The organism is Streptomyces sp. R33 (assembly GCF_041200175.1).
In the GTDB taxonomy this organism is placed as follows: domain Bacteria; phylum Actinomycetota; class Actinomycetes; order Streptomycetales; family Streptomycetaceae; genus Streptomyces; species Streptomyces katrae_B.
On record NZ_CP165727.1, the window covers coordinates 572247 to 587759 of the forward strand.

Sequence of the window (15513 nt, forward strand, 5' to 3'; positions counted from 1 at the left end):
CCGGTCAAGTCCGTGTGGGTGGAGGTCGACTCCCACTGAGCTCCGCGCCCGGCGGTCAGTTCTCGGCGGTGTAGCGGATCCGCGCCCACAGGGGCAGTGCGAACCAGCACAGCAGGTACCAGGCCAGCACGCCTCCCACGAGCCACGGCACGACGGCGTTGTGGGTCGCGACCCGCAGGACCAGGAAGAGGGCTGCGGTACAGGTGGCCAGCAACAGGACGAGGCCCGTGAGTGTCAGGCGCGCGGCCCACGCGACCGCCTCGGGCTTGATCCGTCGGCCCGAGACGACGCGGTGGAAGGCGACCGGCCCGATGAGCGCACCCGTCGCGAGCGCGCCCAGTACCACGGTCACGATGTAGATCGCTTTGTCGGTCTGCGCAAGCCCGTGGAAGGTGGGGGTGAAGACGACCGTGAGCAGGAATCCGAAGAGGATCTGGACGCCGGTCTGGGCGACGCGGATCTCCTGGATGAGCTCCTGCCACTGCCGGTCCGCGCGTTCCTCCGCGGTCTCGTCCCGTCCGGCCCCGCGAGCATCCGGCATGCCGCCTCCCTGAAACGTCCGGTCTGCCCGCGCCTACCCCGGGGCCGCCGCCTCATGCTCCGGCGGGCGCGGGGCCGTCGTGCGCGTCACGCCCGCTTCGGCCGGACCGCCCCGGAGGCGTTCGGCGCTTGCACCGCGTTCAACCCGCCCGCCGCGCTGCCCCCGGCCGGCTCCGGTCAGCCCTCTCGGCCCGGCAGGGATCTCCTTGACCTGGGCGACGGCGAAGTCCGGATCGCCCGGTTCCGCGCCGGTGGGCCCGAACTCGAGGAGTTCGGGCCCACCGACGCCCCAGGCGGTCAGGCGGTCAGGGGGTCAGGCGGGCGGGGCTCCGAAGGGGCCTCCGGTGCCGTAGTAGGTGCCCAGTTCCTCTCGGTACCGGGCGTCACCGAGGTGCTCGTCCCGGTGGAACTCGGGGGCGTCCTTGATCTGGCCCTTGGTCCGGTCGACGAATACCTTCCGCTCCTCCGGGTCGATGCTGACGACGGTGCTGGCCGGCATCAGAACCTCCTTGCCGAAGATCCAGACTCCGGTGTCCACGACCAGGTAGGCGTCACCGACCTCGTCGGAGTGCTTGTCCACCTTGCCGATGCTGCCGTCGGTCGCCTCGACCTTGTAGCCGGTCAGGTCGGTACCGGCCAGGTGGCCCGAGGTCGACTTGTAACTCCACACATGCTCAGTCACGCGAGAACAACTCCTCCGGTAAACAGGTGGACAGCGGACTGCAGGGGAATTCCGTGCCGCCCTGCCCTTTTTCCATTCGTCGTGCCGGGCGGTTTTCGATCTCCGCCTGAACTCCGCCTGCCCCGACCCCTGCGACTTCATTCCCCGGGCTGGAATCCCGATTCCCGAACCCGGTTGCCGGTGGCCCGACGCACCATCACCACCCGCGCGGACGCTGCCCGGGTCAGGTTCACGCCGGCAGAACCCGTCGCCGTTGCGGTCGCGGCCCTCGCCCAGGACGTGGTCGGGGAGGTCCTCGCCGGGCAGGCCGATCGCCCGGTGGATGGCGTGCATGGGGACTTGGCGCCCGGCTTCGCTCGCCGCTTCCCACCAGGAGCGGCTGCTGCCGGTCGCCGCTGATCCGGTCGAGGACCTCGTTGGATCCCGCCTCGGCGTACGGGCGTACCGCGACGACGACGGCGTCCACCTTCCCACGGCGCAGCCCCGTGGGCCGGGCCCCCTCCATCGAGGGGCCCGCCCCACGGGGACGACCGACACGACAGCGCACTCCTGACGTACCGCAGACCGGGCGACGCTCCGCCGCCCGGCCGACCGCCACCGGCCCTGCGGCTACCAGTAGTGGCGTCGGCCGCCGACCGCGTGCCCGACCGAGCCCAGGACCCACAACACCGCACCCACCACGAGCAGGATGACCCCGATGGTCCACAGGATGGAGATTCCGGTCAGAAGACCGATGAGCAGGAGGATAAGCCCGGCGAAAACCATGGTTGCCCCATTCTCGTGTTGGGAATTCGGCGGAGCAGTTGAATCCGCCGCAGTGCCTCAGCGGGGCGTCTACCCGGGAACGCCGTTCTTATCGGTGGCGTAGGCCGGACGTTCTGGAGCCGCGTCCACGGGGCGCCCAGAGCATGGAAACCTCTTGCATCGGCCGGGCGGCTCGCAGCGCCCGTGGTGGGGGCGGATCGCCGCCGGCCTGGCGGTGGTCGTGCTGCTGATGCGAGGGCGCCGGGCCCCAGGAGGTCGTACTGCCTCGGGCCCATGGCCAAAACGCCCATCCGGCCACGGGGACTCGGACCGAGCCTGCCTCCCCCGGAGCCCAAGATCGATTGTCAGTGGTGGGTGGGAAGATCGGAGCATCAAGTCGGAAAACAGGGGGAGCGGTCATGTCCGGAATCCAGAACTACATCAATCACGTTGCTCTCGTGCTGGATGCCAGTTCGTCCATGTCGCAGCTGAGTCGCAAGGTCGTCGAAGTCGCGGACCAGCAGATTGCGTACCTGGCCCGCCGATCGCAGGAACTGGACCAGGAAACCCGCGTCACGGTGTACGTCTTCTCGGACAAGGCGGAGTGCGTCATCTACGACAAGGACGTGCTGCGCATGCCGTCCCTGAAGCAGCTGTACCGCGTCGGCGGAATGACGGCTCTGCTGGCGGCCACGCTGAAGTCACAGCGGGAGCTGGCACAGACGGCTCAGCTCTACGGCGACCACAGCTTCCTGACGTTCGTACTGACCGACGGACAGGAGAACGCGAGTCACCGCTGCCCCGATGCCCCTACTCGGGACCCGCGTGAACTGGTGCGAGCAGTGGCCACGATGATCGAGACCCGGGAGGACAACTGGACTCTGGCCGTCCTTGTACCGGACCAGATGGGCAAGCGCGAGGCCATGCAGTGCGGCTTCCCCAAGGACAACATCGCCATCTGGGACGCCACGAGCACACAGGGTCTGGAAGAGGCCGGGCAGGTCATCCGGGAGGCCACCGAGAAATTCATGGTGGGCCGCGCCAAGGGCATCCGGGGGTCGCGGGCGGTTTTCTCCACGGGCGCAGAAGCGGTCAACAAGGACAGCATCAAGGAAGCCGGTCTCACCCCGGTGGATCTGTCGCAGTACCAGCTGATTCCCGTGGCTCGCGAAGCGGCGATCCGGGACTGGGTCATCGAGTGCGGGCACACTTACCGTACCGGTTGCGCCTTCTACCAGCTGAGCAAGTCGGAGAAGATCCAGGCGCGAAAGCAGATCGCGGTGCTGGAGAAGAAGACGGATCGCGTGTACACGGGACCGGAGGCCCGGGCCCTGCTCGGCCTGCCCGACACGGAAGTGCGCGTCAAGCCGGACCACAATGACGACTTCACGATCTTCGTGCAGAGCACCAGCGTCAACCGGAAGCTGGTGTCGAACACGCGGCTGCTGCTCATGACCTGACGGCCCGGCGCGTTCAGCGCCGCTCGCACCGATCGCTCGTCGCCCGTACGGTCCGGCCGCCGCCGCGGCCGCGTGCCCGGTCCGGTGGCGCGTGCGGGGTCCTGCCGCGCGGGTTCGGCGCGGCAGGACCCCGCACGGACGTCAGGACAGCGGCGCCGGCTCCTCCGGTGCCAGTGAATTGCCCGCGGGGATCCGGCCGCAGTCGGACGGGGCCGGCCTGCCCGCGAAGCGGTCACCCAGCCAGCCCAGCGCGGCAGACGCCCAGACCACGGACGCGCCCGTGTGGCTGAGCAGCTCGTACTGGCCGTACTTGACGGCAGAGTTGCCGGTGGCGCAGTACTGCCGGGCGAGCGCCCGCACGTCCCCGGTGACCATGACGCCGTCGCCCGTACCGATTCCCGGGTGGTTGCCGAAGGTACCCTCCAGGACGCCCGCGTTGCCCTGGGCGATGAATCCGGGGACGGTGGGGGTGGCGGCCGAGCCGAGGTTGAGCTTGTTCATCGCCTCCACGAACGCGGGGATCGAGTTGGGGTCGGCGTACTGTGACTTCGCCATCTTCTTCCACGTCAGTCCGGGGTAGTGACCGAGGGCGTCGAGGATGGAGCCGTGCTCCAGCTCCTTGAGCACCTCCAGGCCGTAGCCGTTGAGATAGGACGTGAGGTCGATGCCGTAGGAGCGGGAGACGCCGATGACCGCCATGGGGATGACGCCCGACCACACCAGTGAGCCGTCCACGTACTTCAGGTTGTGTGCCGGGTCCACGAGCAGACCGCCCTCGGCGTAGCCGACCAGCTTGCGCTGGACGTCCGGCGCGTAGCTCGGCGCCAGCGCAGCGGCCCAGTTGGTTGCGATGGAACCACCGGAGTAGCCCATGAGGCCGAATGCGGTGGCGGAATTCAGTCCGGTCTGCGCCGACTTGGTTGCGGCACGGATCGAATCCAATGTGTTCGTCCCGTACTCCGGTCCCGCAGCGAAGTGCGCCTGCTGTCCCTCGGTGTCCGGGATGACGACGTCGTAGCCCTGCGCCAGCAGTGGCGCCAGGAAGACGGCTTCGACGTTCGGGATGAGGCCGCCCAGGGAGACGTTGCCGGCGATCGCACGGGAGGGCCCGTCCTCCGGGCTGAGGGAATCGTAGAACGACTGGTAGGACACCGCCTTGCTGCGGTCACCGGTCGGGCTGCGCACCACCGTGGTCACGTTGGCTGCCGGGCGGCCCTGGGCGTCGGTGGTGCGGTAGAGCAGTTGGACTGCCTTCAGGGGCGTGGAGATGCCGACGAGGTGGTACTGCAGCGTCCGGGTCTTCAGCACGGCGCCCGGTGCGAACGCGGACAGGGGCTCGCTGCCGCCATAGGCGTAGAACGGGTCGCTTGGCGTCGACGTCGCTGCTGCGGGCGAGGACGGGGCGGCGGTGGCCGCCGGTGCGGCGGTCATGACCGCGGCGGTGGCGACAGCGACGGAGATCAGGCGAACGGCTGCCTTGGACATGCGGGCCTCGATTCCTGGGTGGGGGCTGACGCACCGGCACGAGGTCGCTGGCATCGGCGCGTCAGGCCGGGGCGGGCGGCCCCCGGCAGGGGATTGCTTGAAGGATGCGACCGGGGTCTGCCACATCTGGCCATCCACCGGCCAGTCGTGTTACCAACCAGTAGGTGATGTCCCGGAAACATCATGGGGCCGGCAGGCGGCCGCGTCTCCGGGGTGGGGAACAGAGATGTGCGAGGTGGATTGTGACCGGATCCAACGCGGTGGGACGGGACTCGGTGCCGCAGTTCGGCGGTGTGCCGGTCCACAAGCGGCTTCAGGATGCCGCCGGGGCGCTGGAACGTGCGGTGATGGTCCGGCTCGTCGAGCGGCTGCCCGTCTACGGAACGCTGTCGGCGGAACACCTCGGTGGTGACATCGCCAAGCAGGTGACCCGCGGCATCCGGAGCTTCGCCACGGTCCTGCGCACCGGCGAAATGCCGGGGCTGGCCGAGGCGGCGGCGATCCGCGAGTCCTCGGCCCGGCGTGCCGACGAGGGCGTGCCGCTGGAGGCCGTGGTCGGCGCCTATCACCTGGGTGCGGAGGAGTGCGCCGCCCAGGTCTTTTCGGCGGCCGAACCGGGTGACCTGGGCGACGTACTGTCGGTCCAGCGCCAACTGCTCGCGTATCTGCGGCTGGTGAGCTGTGAGGTCGCAGCCGGGTACGTACAGGAGCGGCAGACGGCGCTCAGTGACGAGCAGGTCGCCCTGCAGGCGCTGCTGTCCCGGCTGCTGGAGGGCGGCAGCCCGCAGGTCGCGGCCGACCGTGCGGGCATCCGTCTGCCGCCCTGCTACCTGGTGCTGAGCATCACCGTGGGACCGCACCCGGACGAGCTGGTGCCCGGCGTGAACCATTCGGTCGCCGCCCGCCGCAAACTCCGGCGGCTGCGCAACGAACTGCAGCGCCAGACGAGGGGTGTTCCGCTGTCCGTGCTGTCCGGTGACGGCGGGCTGGTACTGATCCCGTACGAGACGCCGGCCGCCGATTTCGGCCGTACGGACCGGGACCGGCTCTCCCGGCTGGTCGACCAACTCGGCCGGATGTGCGGCGCCGAGCTGTTGGCTGCGGCTGTGGCCGCAGCACCGGAAGGCGTTGCAGAGGCCGCGCGGCTCGCCGCCGAGGTGCGGGAGGTGGCGGAGGCGTCCGGCCGAGCTCCCGGACTGTACTTGCTCGACGATGTGCTGCTCGAGTACCAGCTGAGCCGCCCGAGCCCGGCCAGGGACGGCCTCGCCGCGCTGCTCGACCCGCTCGATGCGCGCCCGGAGCTGCTCGTCACGTTACGCGTCTTCCTCGCGTGCAGCCTCGACCGGCGCCGGGCCGCCGCCCGGCTCCAGGTCCACCCGAACACGGTCGACTACCGCCTGCGCAAGGCGACCGAGTTCACCGGACTGGACGCTGCCCGCGGTGCCGATGCCCTGACGCTGCGCGCTGCTCTCGCCGCCCACGACGCCGTACGGCAGGGCAAGCCCGACTCCGGCTGACACCACCCGGCCCCTCGGGCCGCGCCCTTTCTGCCGGCCCTTAGGCCGTCAGAGCTGCAACTTCGCTCAGGACTCGGGCCGCTGGTGCCGGGTCGATCAGCCACTTCAGGTGGCTGCCCTCAAGGGTGCGGACGTCGTACGGGTTGTCCGGCGTCAGTGCGTTGCCTTCCCGGATCAGCCGGTCCTGTAGGGCGAGCGGCAGGCTGGCGTCGTCGGCCAGGCGGACGTAGGTCTTCGGGATGCGGCCCCAGGTCTCGGCCTGCGCCCGGTCGGCGGAGGTACCGACGTCCAGGTTCTCGTCCGGCTGGAAGGTGTTCAGGAAGGTCAGGAACTGCTCGTCGGTTCCGTCGGCGAGGAAAGCCGCCTTGAAGGCCGCGAGGGCGTCCGGATTCGCGGTGCGGAAGTTGACGCGGAGCAGACCGAGTTCGGCCGGGTTCCCGGCCAGCGCCAGGCCCAGGGCAGCGGCATCCACCGTGGCCATCTCCGGCTCGGCGTAGTAGTCACTGACGTCGAGGTCGACGGGGCACCAGGCCGAGACGTAGACAATGCGGTCGATCAGATCCGGCCGCGCGTTGGCCGCAGCCGTGGCCGTCATGCCGCCGCGGCTGTGGGAGACGAGGACCACCGGCCCGTTCTGCTTGGCCCGTTCGAGGATCCCGATCAGGTGCGCGGCGTTGTCGGCGAGCGTGACGCCCTTGATCGAGCCGGGCGCCGTGGCGAGCCCTTCGGGATCTTGCGGCGTCTGGTAGGCGCGCGTGTAGGTGGCCTCGAAACCATGGCCGGGCAGGTCGACCGCGACCGAACGGTGTCCCAGAAGGCCGAGTTCGGCCTGGAGCGGCGCAAAGGAGAAGGAGTTGGAGAAGGCTCCGTGAACCAGTACGAGTGTCGGTTGCATCTGTCTGCTCACTTTCTTTCACACTTCGACGGCATAAACCTAATGATCATCAAAGCTCGATGGCAATGATCAAGGTTCGGTGGCACAGGACGCCCGGCCATACCCAACCGGAGTCCCTGCGGAGAGCCGGCCCCTGCGAGGTGAACGTGGCAGTGAAATCGGCATGTGAAGAGGACCGGACGGGGCGGCCGGCGCGTACGGTCGGAGGTGGGCCGTGGCTCGCTGCCACGGCTGTCGCCCCTCATCCGGTCGGGGACCGGTCTCGTCCGCTGATGGCGCCGGAACAGGAGCACGCCGATGCGTCTTTACGCCCAGACTCGAGCAGGCCGTTGCCGGCAGGTGCTCGCCGACCTCATCGCCGCGGTCCTGGTGGCGGTCGCGGTGTGGTTCGCGCTGGCTGTCCACGATGGGATCATGCTGCTGGCCGAGCCCGGGCGGACGGTGGAGGACGCGGGCGGCAGTCTTGCTTCCGGTCTCGGCGATGCGGGGGACGCGGCCTCGAACGTGCCGCTGGTCGGGGGCATCCTGAAGAAACCGCTGCAGTCCGCCGCCGAGGCCGGCAACGGGCTCTCCGATGCCGGGCAGTCGATGCAGGACGCGGTGGGCCGGGTGGCCGACCTGACCGCATGGGTCCTGATCGTCGTCTCGGTGGCGATCGTGCTGGCACTCTGGCTGCCCCCGCGCGTGCGTTGGATCCGGCGCAGTGCTCGGATCCGAGGCCTTCTCGACACTCCCGGCGGTGCTGATCTGCTTGCCCTGCGTGCCCTGACGGGGCCGGTGAGGGACCTCGCAACGGTCGCCGTTCCGCCGGAGGGTCTCGCCGCTGCCTGGCGCCGGGCAGACGAGCAGGTCATCGGCGAGCTGTCCCGGGTGGCGCTCAGGCAAGCCGGCCTGCGCCCCTGATGGCCGCCTTCGATGCCCGCATCGGCCTCCGGTGACGGCGCGGCGGAGATCACCGAACGCATCATTGCAGCCGGCCCTGAAGCGGGCCTCCCGCTCAGCGCACGGTCACCCGGGCGAGGGCCCAGGAGGTGTGGTCGAACGCCGAGTTGGCGTTGGCGTCCTCGACGACCAAGTGCAGCAGCTTCACCCCGCGCACGTCGAGATCCACCGGCACGGGACCGCCCGCGCCGGTCAGCTTGCCGCTGGTGAACAGCACCCTCCCGTCGCCCCGCACCGAGGCCTTCGTCGCGCCGGTGGCGGCCTGGTTGGTCGAGAAGTCGTCGATGCCGACGAGCGCCGTGAAGCGGTCTGCCGTTCCGCCGAGGTGGTAGACGATCTCGGAGGGTGCATGGACGCCGAGGCCCTTGGCGTAGGTCACGCCGCCGAACGAGATCGGCGCGCCGTCCCCGGCCGCCTGTCGCCCGTTGGACCGGTCTCGTTCCACCGGACCCCAGCCGTTGGTGGCCGACACCCACTCGAGATCGCTCAGGTAGGCGTCGGCGACCGGCGCCGGCGGCACCGTGGAAACCCCTTCCGTGGCGGAGTAGCGCAGCGGCCCGGTCGGCGACTCCGCGGTGCCGTCGACGGTCAGTGGCCACCGCGTGCCGGGGGTGGCCGTCGCGGCCGGGGTGACCCGCCAGGACGTGGTCAGGGTGGCTCCGGCGCCCAGCAGGTCCTGGCCGGTCGCGGTGGCCGCCTGGACCTGCCAGCCTGCCGGGGCGCGCAGCGCGAGGAGTGCGCGGGTCCAGGGCTTGCCCGACCCGTTGCCCAGGATCGCGGTGACCGTGAAGGCCTGACCGGGCACGGCCGGCCCCTGGACCTGCGCGCGGACTCCGAAGGGCTTGCGGACGTACGTGTCCACCCACGAGGAACGCATGAGGGCGACCAGGCCGGTCACCACCGACGGGTTGGCGGCGGCGACGTCGCGCCGCTCGCCGGCATCGGAGGCGAGGTCGTACAGCTCGACCTGCCACTGCGCGTCGGGCAACGCGTGGTCCCTGACGGGCGCGAACCGCACGGCCTTCCAGTCGTCCTTGCGTACGGCCTCGGCGAGCCAGGTGGCGCGGCCGCCGTCCTCGGTGTTGGCGCGGCTGGTGACGCCGCGTTCGTCCCGGTACCAGTACAGGTGGTTGTGGCGTGCCGCGTTCGGGCTTCCGGCGAGCAGCGGGGCGGCCGACAGTCCGTCGATGTCGGCGGGTGCGGGTGCGCCGCCGAGTTCCGCCAGGGTGGGCAGTACGTCGGTGAGCGAGGTGGGGCGGTCGGTGGTGCCCGCTCCGATCCGGCCCGGTGCCCATGCGATCAGCGGAACGCGGATGCCGCCCTCGTAGAGGTTGCGCTTGTAGCCGCGCAGCGGGCCGTTCGCGTCGAATAGGTCGGGGTTGACCCCGCCTTCCTCGTGCGGGCCGTTGTCGCTGGTGACGAGGACGACGGTGTTCTCGGCGATGCCCAGCGCGCGCAGCCGGTCGGTGACCTTCCCGACGAGCGTGTCGAAGTAGGTGATCTGGGCGGCGTGGCCCTTGTTCTGCTGGGTCCAGGTACGGGAGGCGTAGGCGCCGACGTCAGGGATGTCGCTCGGTGCGTGCGGCACGGTCGGTGTGAGGAACAGCAGGAAGGGCTCGGCGGCGTGGTCAGCGATGAAGTCCAGCGCGCGCTGCTCGATGAGCTGGGGGGCGTAGGCGCCCTTCGCGCCGCCCGCGTTGGCGGCGATCGTCTCCTTCGCGCCGTTGTGCCACAGGTACTGCGGGTAGTACTCGTGCGCGTGCCCGTGGTCGATGTATCCGTAGAACTCCTCGAAACCACGGGGGTTGGGATGGCTGGGCTGGTCGCCCTCCTCCGGCCCGAAGCCCCACTTCCCGATCACCGCGGTCCGGTAGCCGCGGGCTCGCAGCACCTCGGCGAAGGTGGTGTCACCGGCCTTCAGCGCGCCGGGGGCGCCGTCGGGATTGGCCCGGACGGCGGAGTGCCCGGTGTGCAGGCCGGTCAGCAGCGAGCAGCGGGAAGGCGCGCAGACCGCCGCCGTCGAGTAGGCGTCGGTGAACCTCAGGCCCTCGGCGGCGAGCCGGTCGATCCGCGGTGTGGTGATCAGCTTCTGGCCGTACGCGCCGAGGTCGCCGTAGCCGAGGTCGTCGGCAAGGATCACCACGAGGTTCGGAGTCGCCGTACCGGCGGTGGTGGCGGCCCGGGCTGCCTGAGCCGTCGCCCGGGCCTCCGGCGCGGCGGGGAGCGCGGCGAGGCCCAGGGTGGCTGCGGACCCGGCGAGGAAGTGGCGGCGGGTGGACATCGGGGGCTCCTTGGCTCTCGCGGGACGGGATTCGATCATGCGGAGAGCACCCGCCCGATGGCCATGCACATGGCATTAAGAACGTGTGACGGCGGCTCGGTCGGCGCCGGAGCGACGCTGCCACTCCTCGGCCAGCAGACGGTAGGAGCGCACCCGGTCCGCGTGGTCGTGCGTGATGGTGGTGATCAGCAACTCATCTGCCCCGGTGGCCTCTTGGAGCCGCTCCAGGTGGTCGGCGACGGTCCGTGCCGAGCCGACGAACTGGGTCTCCACCCGGTCGGCAACGAGTGTGCGATCCGCCTCGGTCCAGGGCAGGGCACGCGCCTCGGCAGGCGTGGGGAAGGGGATGGCGCCCTCGGCGGTACGGATGCTGCGCACCCAGGGCGCGTACCCGGTGGCGAGTTCGCGTGCGGTCGCGTCGTCCTCGGCGACGACGACATCGGCGGACACCGTCAGGTACGGCCGGTCCAGGTCGGCCGACGGCTTGAAGGCGGCCCGGTAGCCGTCGGCTGCCTCCAGCACAGAAGCGGGACTGACGTGGTAATTGGCCGCGAACCGCAGCCCGTTGCGGCCCGCCGTCTCCGCACTCACCCCGCCACTGCTGCCCAGGATCCACACCTGTACGTCGGCCCCCTCGCCCGGGACGGCATGTGCTTCCACTCCTTCCGGGGAGCGGTAGTCGCCCCGCAGCAGCGCGAGCAGGTCGTCCACCTGCTCGGCGTAGTCCTGCGGCTGGGCTCCGGGCAGGTTCAGCAGCCTCTGCTGGAGCGCGACCCGCGGATGACCCAGCAGGTGCGCGAAGGAGAACCGGGCCGGGATGCGGAGCCCGTTCGGGGTGTACCCCGCGAACGGGGTTTCCTGTGACGTCCGTTGCGGCGGACGGCCGGCCGAGCGGCCCAGGCCCAGGTCCAGGCGACCGGGGTGCAGCGCGTCGATCAGGCCGAACTCCTCGACCGTGGACAGCGCGGTGCGGTGCCCGAGCTGGACGGCGCCGGAGCCCAGCCGGATGGTCGAGGTCGCGGAGGCGGTCAGCGCGAGCACGACCGCCGGGGAGGTCCCGGCGACCCCCGGATTGAGGTGGTGCTCGGCGAACCAGTAGCGGGCGTAGCCGAACGCCTCCGTCTGCCGGGCGAGATCGATGCTGTGGTGCAGGGCCTCGGCGGCTGTGGAACCGGACGGGACCGGGACGAGGTCGAGGACCCCGAGGGGGATGCCGGACATGGCCGGGCTCCTTAAAGGTCGGGCAGGGAAGGGTCGGGCAGGGAAGGGTCGGGCGGGGAAGGGTCGGGGAAGGAAGGGTCGGGGATCTCGCGGCGCAGTACCGGGGCGATCCAGGACTGGAAGAGTTCGAGGGAGGCGCGGTGCTCCGCGGGGGCGAGCCCGCCCGGCTCCGCCTGGAGGTGCAGTGCCGTGTGGCCGAAGGCCTCGTGGTAGCGGTGGACCTTCTCGATCACCTGCTGGGGACTGCCGACCAGTGCCGAGCTCCGCTCGACGAAGTCCTCCAGCGTCGCAAAGACGGGATCCACACCCTGCTGCTTGTGGAAGGCGAGGTACCGGGCGAACGCAGGCCGGTACGCCGCCACTGCCTGCTGCGAGGTGGGGGCCGCGTGATAGCCGGCCGTACCCGCACCGACGACGGCGTGCGCCGGATCATGCCCGTAGTGCTCCCAGCGCTCCCGGTAATGGCGGATCAGTTCGGCGTACGGACCGATCGGGTGGGTGACGTTCGCCGAGAAGAGCGGGTCTCCGTAGCGCGCCGCGAGATCGACGGACTCCCTGCTGGTCGCACTGCCGTGCCAGACCCGCAGGGCCGGCTGGAAGGGCCTCGGCAGCACCTCGGCGCCGGCCAGCGAGGGGCGGAAGCGCGGCTCCGCGCTCACCTTGTCCTCGCGCCAGATGCGCCGGAAAAGCTCGTAGCCCTCGGCGTTGCGTTCCCACTGGTCCTCGGGGGTGACGTGGAACAGCTCGCGCTGGGCCGTGCCGTTGCCCTTGCCGATCATCAGCTCCAGGCGGCCGTCGGAGAGGTGGTCGAGCGTCGCGTAGTCCTCGTACGCCCGCACCGGGTCCAGCAGGCTCAGGGTGGTCACGGCGGTGAACAGCCGGATCCGGCGGGTCAGCGCGGCGATGTGGCTGAGCACCACGGGCGGCGAGGACGACAGGAACGGCCGCTCGTGGCGCTCGCCGACCCCGAAGCCGTCGAAGCCGAGTTCCTCCGCGAGCAGCGCGGCGTCGACCACCTCGCGAAATCGCTGACGGGTGGGTGTGGGGGCGCCCGTCACCGGGTCCGCGGAGTCCGTGATCAGGGTGATGGCCAGGAACTTCATGCGCCCGCGGCCTGCCTGCCGGTAGGCGCCTGCGGCACCGCGGCCTCCGGCACCGCGAGCCCGAGGTGGTCGCGCAGGGTGGTGCCGGCGTACTCGGTGCGGAAGACCCCCCGCTCCTGCAGCAGCGGGACGACGGTGTCGGCGAAGACGTCCAGGCCGCCCGGGGTGATGTGGGGGACCAGGATGAAGCCGTCGGCCGCGTCCGCCTGCACCAGCGTGTCGATCTGCTCGGCGACGGTGGCCGCGGAGCCCACGAAGGTCTGGCCGGAGGTGGTGGCGATGACCAGCTCCCGGATCGAGAGGTTCTTGGCCTCGGCGAGCGCGCGCCACTGCCGGGCGGTTTCGAGCGGGTCGCGGAACTGCCGGACGCTGGCCCGCCCGAGGGCGACGGTGTTCTCGCCGGTCTCGGGATCGATGTCGGGCAGCGGGCCGTCCGGGTCGTAGCCGGACAGGTCCCGGTTCCAGACGTGCTCCAGGTACTTGATCGCGGTCTGCCCGCTGACCTGGAGGCGGCGCACCTCGTGAGCGAGCTCGTGTGCCTCGGCATCGGTGTCGCCGAGGACGAAGGTGGCGGCGGGCAGGATCTTCAACTCGTCGTGGCTGCGCCCGTACGCGGCCAGCCGGCCCTTGACGTCGGCGTAGAACGCCCGGCCCTCGTCGAGCGTCCCGTACCGGCCGAAGATCGCGTCGGCGGAGGAGGCGGCGAACTCGCGGCCTTCGTCGGAGTCACCCGCCTGGAAGATCACCGGCCGTCCTTGCGGGCTGCGCGGCACGTTGAAGTGGCCCTCGATGTCGAAATGCTGCCCCTGGTGGGCGAAGGCCCCGGCGCGCGCGTCCCGCAGGAAGGCGCCCGAATCGGAGTCGGCGAGGATCTCGGTGCCGTCCCAGGAGTCGAAGAGCTCGGTCGCGGTGGCCAGGAACTCCTTGGCCCGCGAGTAGCGCTCCTCACGCGGCAGGAATCCCCCGCGCCGGAAGTTCTCGCCGGTGAAGGCGTCCCAGGAGGTGACCACGTTCCAGGCGGCCCGGCCCTCGGACAGGTGGTCCAGCGAGGCGAACTGGCGGGCCACCTCGTAGGGCTCGTTGAAGGTGGAGTTGATCGTCCCGGTCAGCCCGAGGCGCTCGGTGACGGCCGCCAGGGCGGCGAGCACCGTGAAGGTGTCGGGACGGCCGACGACATCCAAGTCGTATATCTGTCCGCCCTGTTCGCGCAGCCGCAGCCCCTCGGCGAGGAAGAGGAAGTCGAACTTGGCGCGTTCGGCGGTCTGCGCGAAGTGGACGAACGAGTCGAAGTCGATGTGGCTGCCGGCCGCCGGGTCGCTCCACACGGTGGTGTTGTTGACGCCGGGGAAGTGCGCCGCGAGATGGATCTGCTTGAGCGGTTTGCTACTCATGACGGGTCCTTACGGGTCCGGGATCAGGCGGCGGGGTGGACGGCATAGCGGCCGGCCGGGCGCTCCAGGCCCAGCAGTCCGCGCAGGGTGTCCGCCTCGTACGCGCGGCGGAAGACTCCGCGCCGCTGGAGCTCCGGTACCAGCCCGCGGGTGATCGCGGGCAGGTCGTGGGCGAGGGCGCCCGGCCGCAGCCGGAAGCCCGACAAACCGGCGGTCCGCCAGTCCTGGAGCAGGTCCGCGAGTTGAGCCGCGGTCCCGGCGAAGACCGCCGTGTCACTGCTGTACGGGGCACCCGCGAGCGCGTCCAGGCGGCTGCGGCGCGCGTCGGCCGCCGGGGCGTCCTCGTCCAGGAACACGGTGAGGTCTGCGAAGAGGTGCAGCGGCTGCGCCGAGAGCCCGGCGGATTCCCGGGCCTGCCGGATCTCGGTGACCGCGGCGCGGGCCCCGTCGGCGTCGGCCGCGGCGATGTACCCGACGTCCGCGGACCGGGCGATGAGGCCGTACGCCGCTCCCCCGCCACCGGCCGCGGTGGTGGCCGCGGAGACAACGGGCTGCCCCTGCGGCGGGCGGGGGGTGATCGACGGCCCCCTGACGCTGAAGTGACGGCCTTCGAAGTCGATGTAGTGCAGCTTGTCGCGGTCGATGAACCGGCCGGTGGCCACGTCCCGGATCTCGGCGTCGTCGTCCCAGCTGTCCCACAGCCGCCGGATCACCTCGATGTGGTCGGCGGCCTCCTGGTAGGACTCCGTATCGGGTAGCGGGACCGCGCGGCGTCCGAAGTGCCGGGCCTCGTAGCCGGGTTGTGACACCTGGATGCGCAGGCCCGCACGTCCGCGGCTGACGTGGTCCAGGGTGGCGATCGCCTTGGATATGTGGAAGGGCTCGGTGTGGGTGGCGGTCACGGCCGGGACCAGTCCGATGTGCCGGGTCAGCGGAGCGATGCGGGCGGCGGTGAGTACCGCGTCCAGCCGCCCGCGGACCTGGTCCGTGCGCCCGTCGGGCCCGTCGGCCGAGGACGACTGGAGGGCGAGGGAGTCTTCGAAGGTGACGAAGTCGAGCAGTCCGGCTTCGGCCTCGGCCACGGCATCGGCCCAGTAGCGGGCCGTGAAGAGTTCACCCGGCCGGGCATCCGGCTCGCGCCAGGCGGCAGGGTGCCAGCCCGCGCCGTCGAGCGCGACGGCGAGGTGCAGCGATTCGGAGGATGCTGATGTGAAACCGGATGCGGGCGGGGATGAGGACACGTCGAATAACG

The 15513-nt window shown here is 70.8% G+C and carries 14 protein-coding genes; 4 read left to right on the forward strand and 10 right to left on the reverse strand.

The annotated features are described in order from the left end of the window. Positions 1–55: 55 nt before the first annotated feature. Positions 56–541, reverse strand: coding sequence for a DUF6328 family protein (locus AB5J51_RS02960; protein ID WP_369776701.1), 486 nt, complete (start codon positions 539–541; stop codon positions 56–58). Between the two features lie 312 nt (positions 542–853). Beyond that, entirely contained in the window at positions 854–1222 is a 369-nt protein-coding gene (locus AB5J51_RS02965) for a PRC-barrel domain-containing protein (RefSeq protein WP_053787706.1), read from the reverse strand. A gap of 331 nt (positions 1223–1553) precedes the next feature. On the opposite strand from AB5J51_RS02965, the gene AB5J51_RS02970 reads away from it, so the two are divergent. Further along, positions 1554–1775: a hypothetical protein gene (locus AB5J51_RS02970; RefSeq protein ID WP_369776702.1), complete on the forward strand. Its 222-nt coding sequence runs from the start codon at positions 1554–1556 to the stop codon at positions 1773–1775. Between the two features lie 56 nt (positions 1776–1831). Here AB5J51_RS02970 and AB5J51_RS02975 read toward each other — a convergent pair whose 3' ends face one another. Next, positions 1832–1987 (reverse strand): DUF6131 family protein, encoded by a 156-nt coding sequence (locus AB5J51_RS02975; RefSeq protein WP_168724340.1) that lies wholly within the window; start codon positions 1985–1987, stop codon positions 1832–1834. Positions 1988–2385: 398 nt separating this feature from the next. Between AB5J51_RS02975 and AB5J51_RS02980 the strand changes: the two genes are divergently transcribed. Beyond that, complete coding sequence (locus AB5J51_RS02980; protein ID WP_369776704.1) at positions 2386–3426, forward strand: VWA domain-containing protein; 1041 nt, start codon at positions 2386–2388, stop codon at positions 3424–3426. Between the two features lie 141 nt (positions 3427–3567). Here the strand turns inward: AB5J51_RS02980 and AB5J51_RS02985 are convergent, their stop codons facing one another. Further along, the gene (locus AB5J51_RS02985) at positions 3568–4911 is read right to left on the reverse strand and encodes a lipase family protein (protein ID WP_369776705.1); all 1344 of its coding nucleotides are present in this window, start codon (positions 4909–4911) and stop codon (positions 3568–3570) included. A 242-nt stretch (positions 4912–5153) separates the two neighbouring features. On the opposite strand from AB5J51_RS02985, the gene AB5J51_RS02990 reads away from it, so the two are divergent. Continuing rightward, positions 5154–6428 carry a PucR family transcriptional regulator gene (locus AB5J51_RS02990; protein ID WP_369776706.1) on the forward strand — a complete coding sequence of 425 codons (1275 nt, stop codon included), beginning with the start codon at positions 5154–5156 and terminating at the stop codon, positions 6426–6428. A 40-nt stretch (positions 6429–6468) separates the two neighbouring features. On the opposite strand, the gene AB5J51_RS02995 is transcribed toward AB5J51_RS02990, so the two are convergent. Further along, positions 6469–7323, reverse strand: coding sequence for an alpha/beta fold hydrolase (locus AB5J51_RS02995; protein WP_199828069.1), 855 nt, complete (start codon positions 7321–7323; stop codon positions 6469–6471). Positions 7324–7662: 339 nt separating this feature from the next. Between AB5J51_RS02995 and AB5J51_RS03000 the strand changes: the two genes are divergently transcribed. Then, entirely contained in the window at positions 7663–8226 is a 564-nt protein-coding gene (locus AB5J51_RS03000) for a hypothetical protein (protein ID WP_369776707.1), read from the forward strand. A 94-nt stretch (positions 8227–8320) separates the two neighbouring features. Here the strand turns inward: AB5J51_RS03000 and AB5J51_RS03005 are convergent, their stop codons facing one another. The 5 genes from AB5J51_RS03005 to AB5J51_RS03025 form a co-directional block, all read right to left on the reverse strand. Next, positions 8321–10546, reverse strand: coding sequence for a sulfatase-like hydrolase/transferase (locus AB5J51_RS03005; RefSeq protein WP_369776708.1), 2226 nt, complete (start codon positions 10544–10546; stop codon positions 8321–8323). A 75-nt stretch (positions 10547–10621) separates the two neighbouring features. Then, the gene (locus AB5J51_RS03010; RefSeq protein WP_369776709.1) at positions 10622–11767 is read right to left on the reverse strand and encodes an LLM class flavin-dependent oxidoreductase; all 1146 of its coding nucleotides are present in this window, start codon (positions 11765–11767) and stop codon (positions 10622–10624) included. An 11-nt stretch (positions 11768–11778) separates the two neighbouring features. Further along, positions 11779–12870 (reverse strand): LLM class flavin-dependent oxidoreductase, encoded by a 1092-nt coding sequence (locus AB5J51_RS03015; RefSeq protein WP_369776711.1) that lies wholly within the window; start codon positions 12868–12870, stop codon positions 11779–11781. Further along, positions 12867–14261 carry an NtaA/DmoA family FMN-dependent monooxygenase gene (locus AB5J51_RS03020; protein ID WP_369776712.1) on the reverse strand — a complete coding sequence of 465 codons (1395 nt, stop codon included), beginning with the start codon at positions 14259–14261 and terminating at the stop codon, positions 12867–12869. Before AB5J51_RS03020 ends, AB5J51_RS03015 begins: the two co-directional genes overlap by 4 nt. A 23-nt stretch (positions 14262–14284) precedes the next feature. Further along, positions 14285–15502 carry an LLM class flavin-dependent oxidoreductase gene (locus tag AB5J51_RS03025; protein WP_369776713.1) on the reverse strand — a complete coding sequence of 406 codons (1218 nt, stop codon included), beginning with the start codon at positions 15500–15502 and terminating at the stop codon, positions 14285–14287. Positions 15503–15513: the final 11 nt, after the last annotated feature.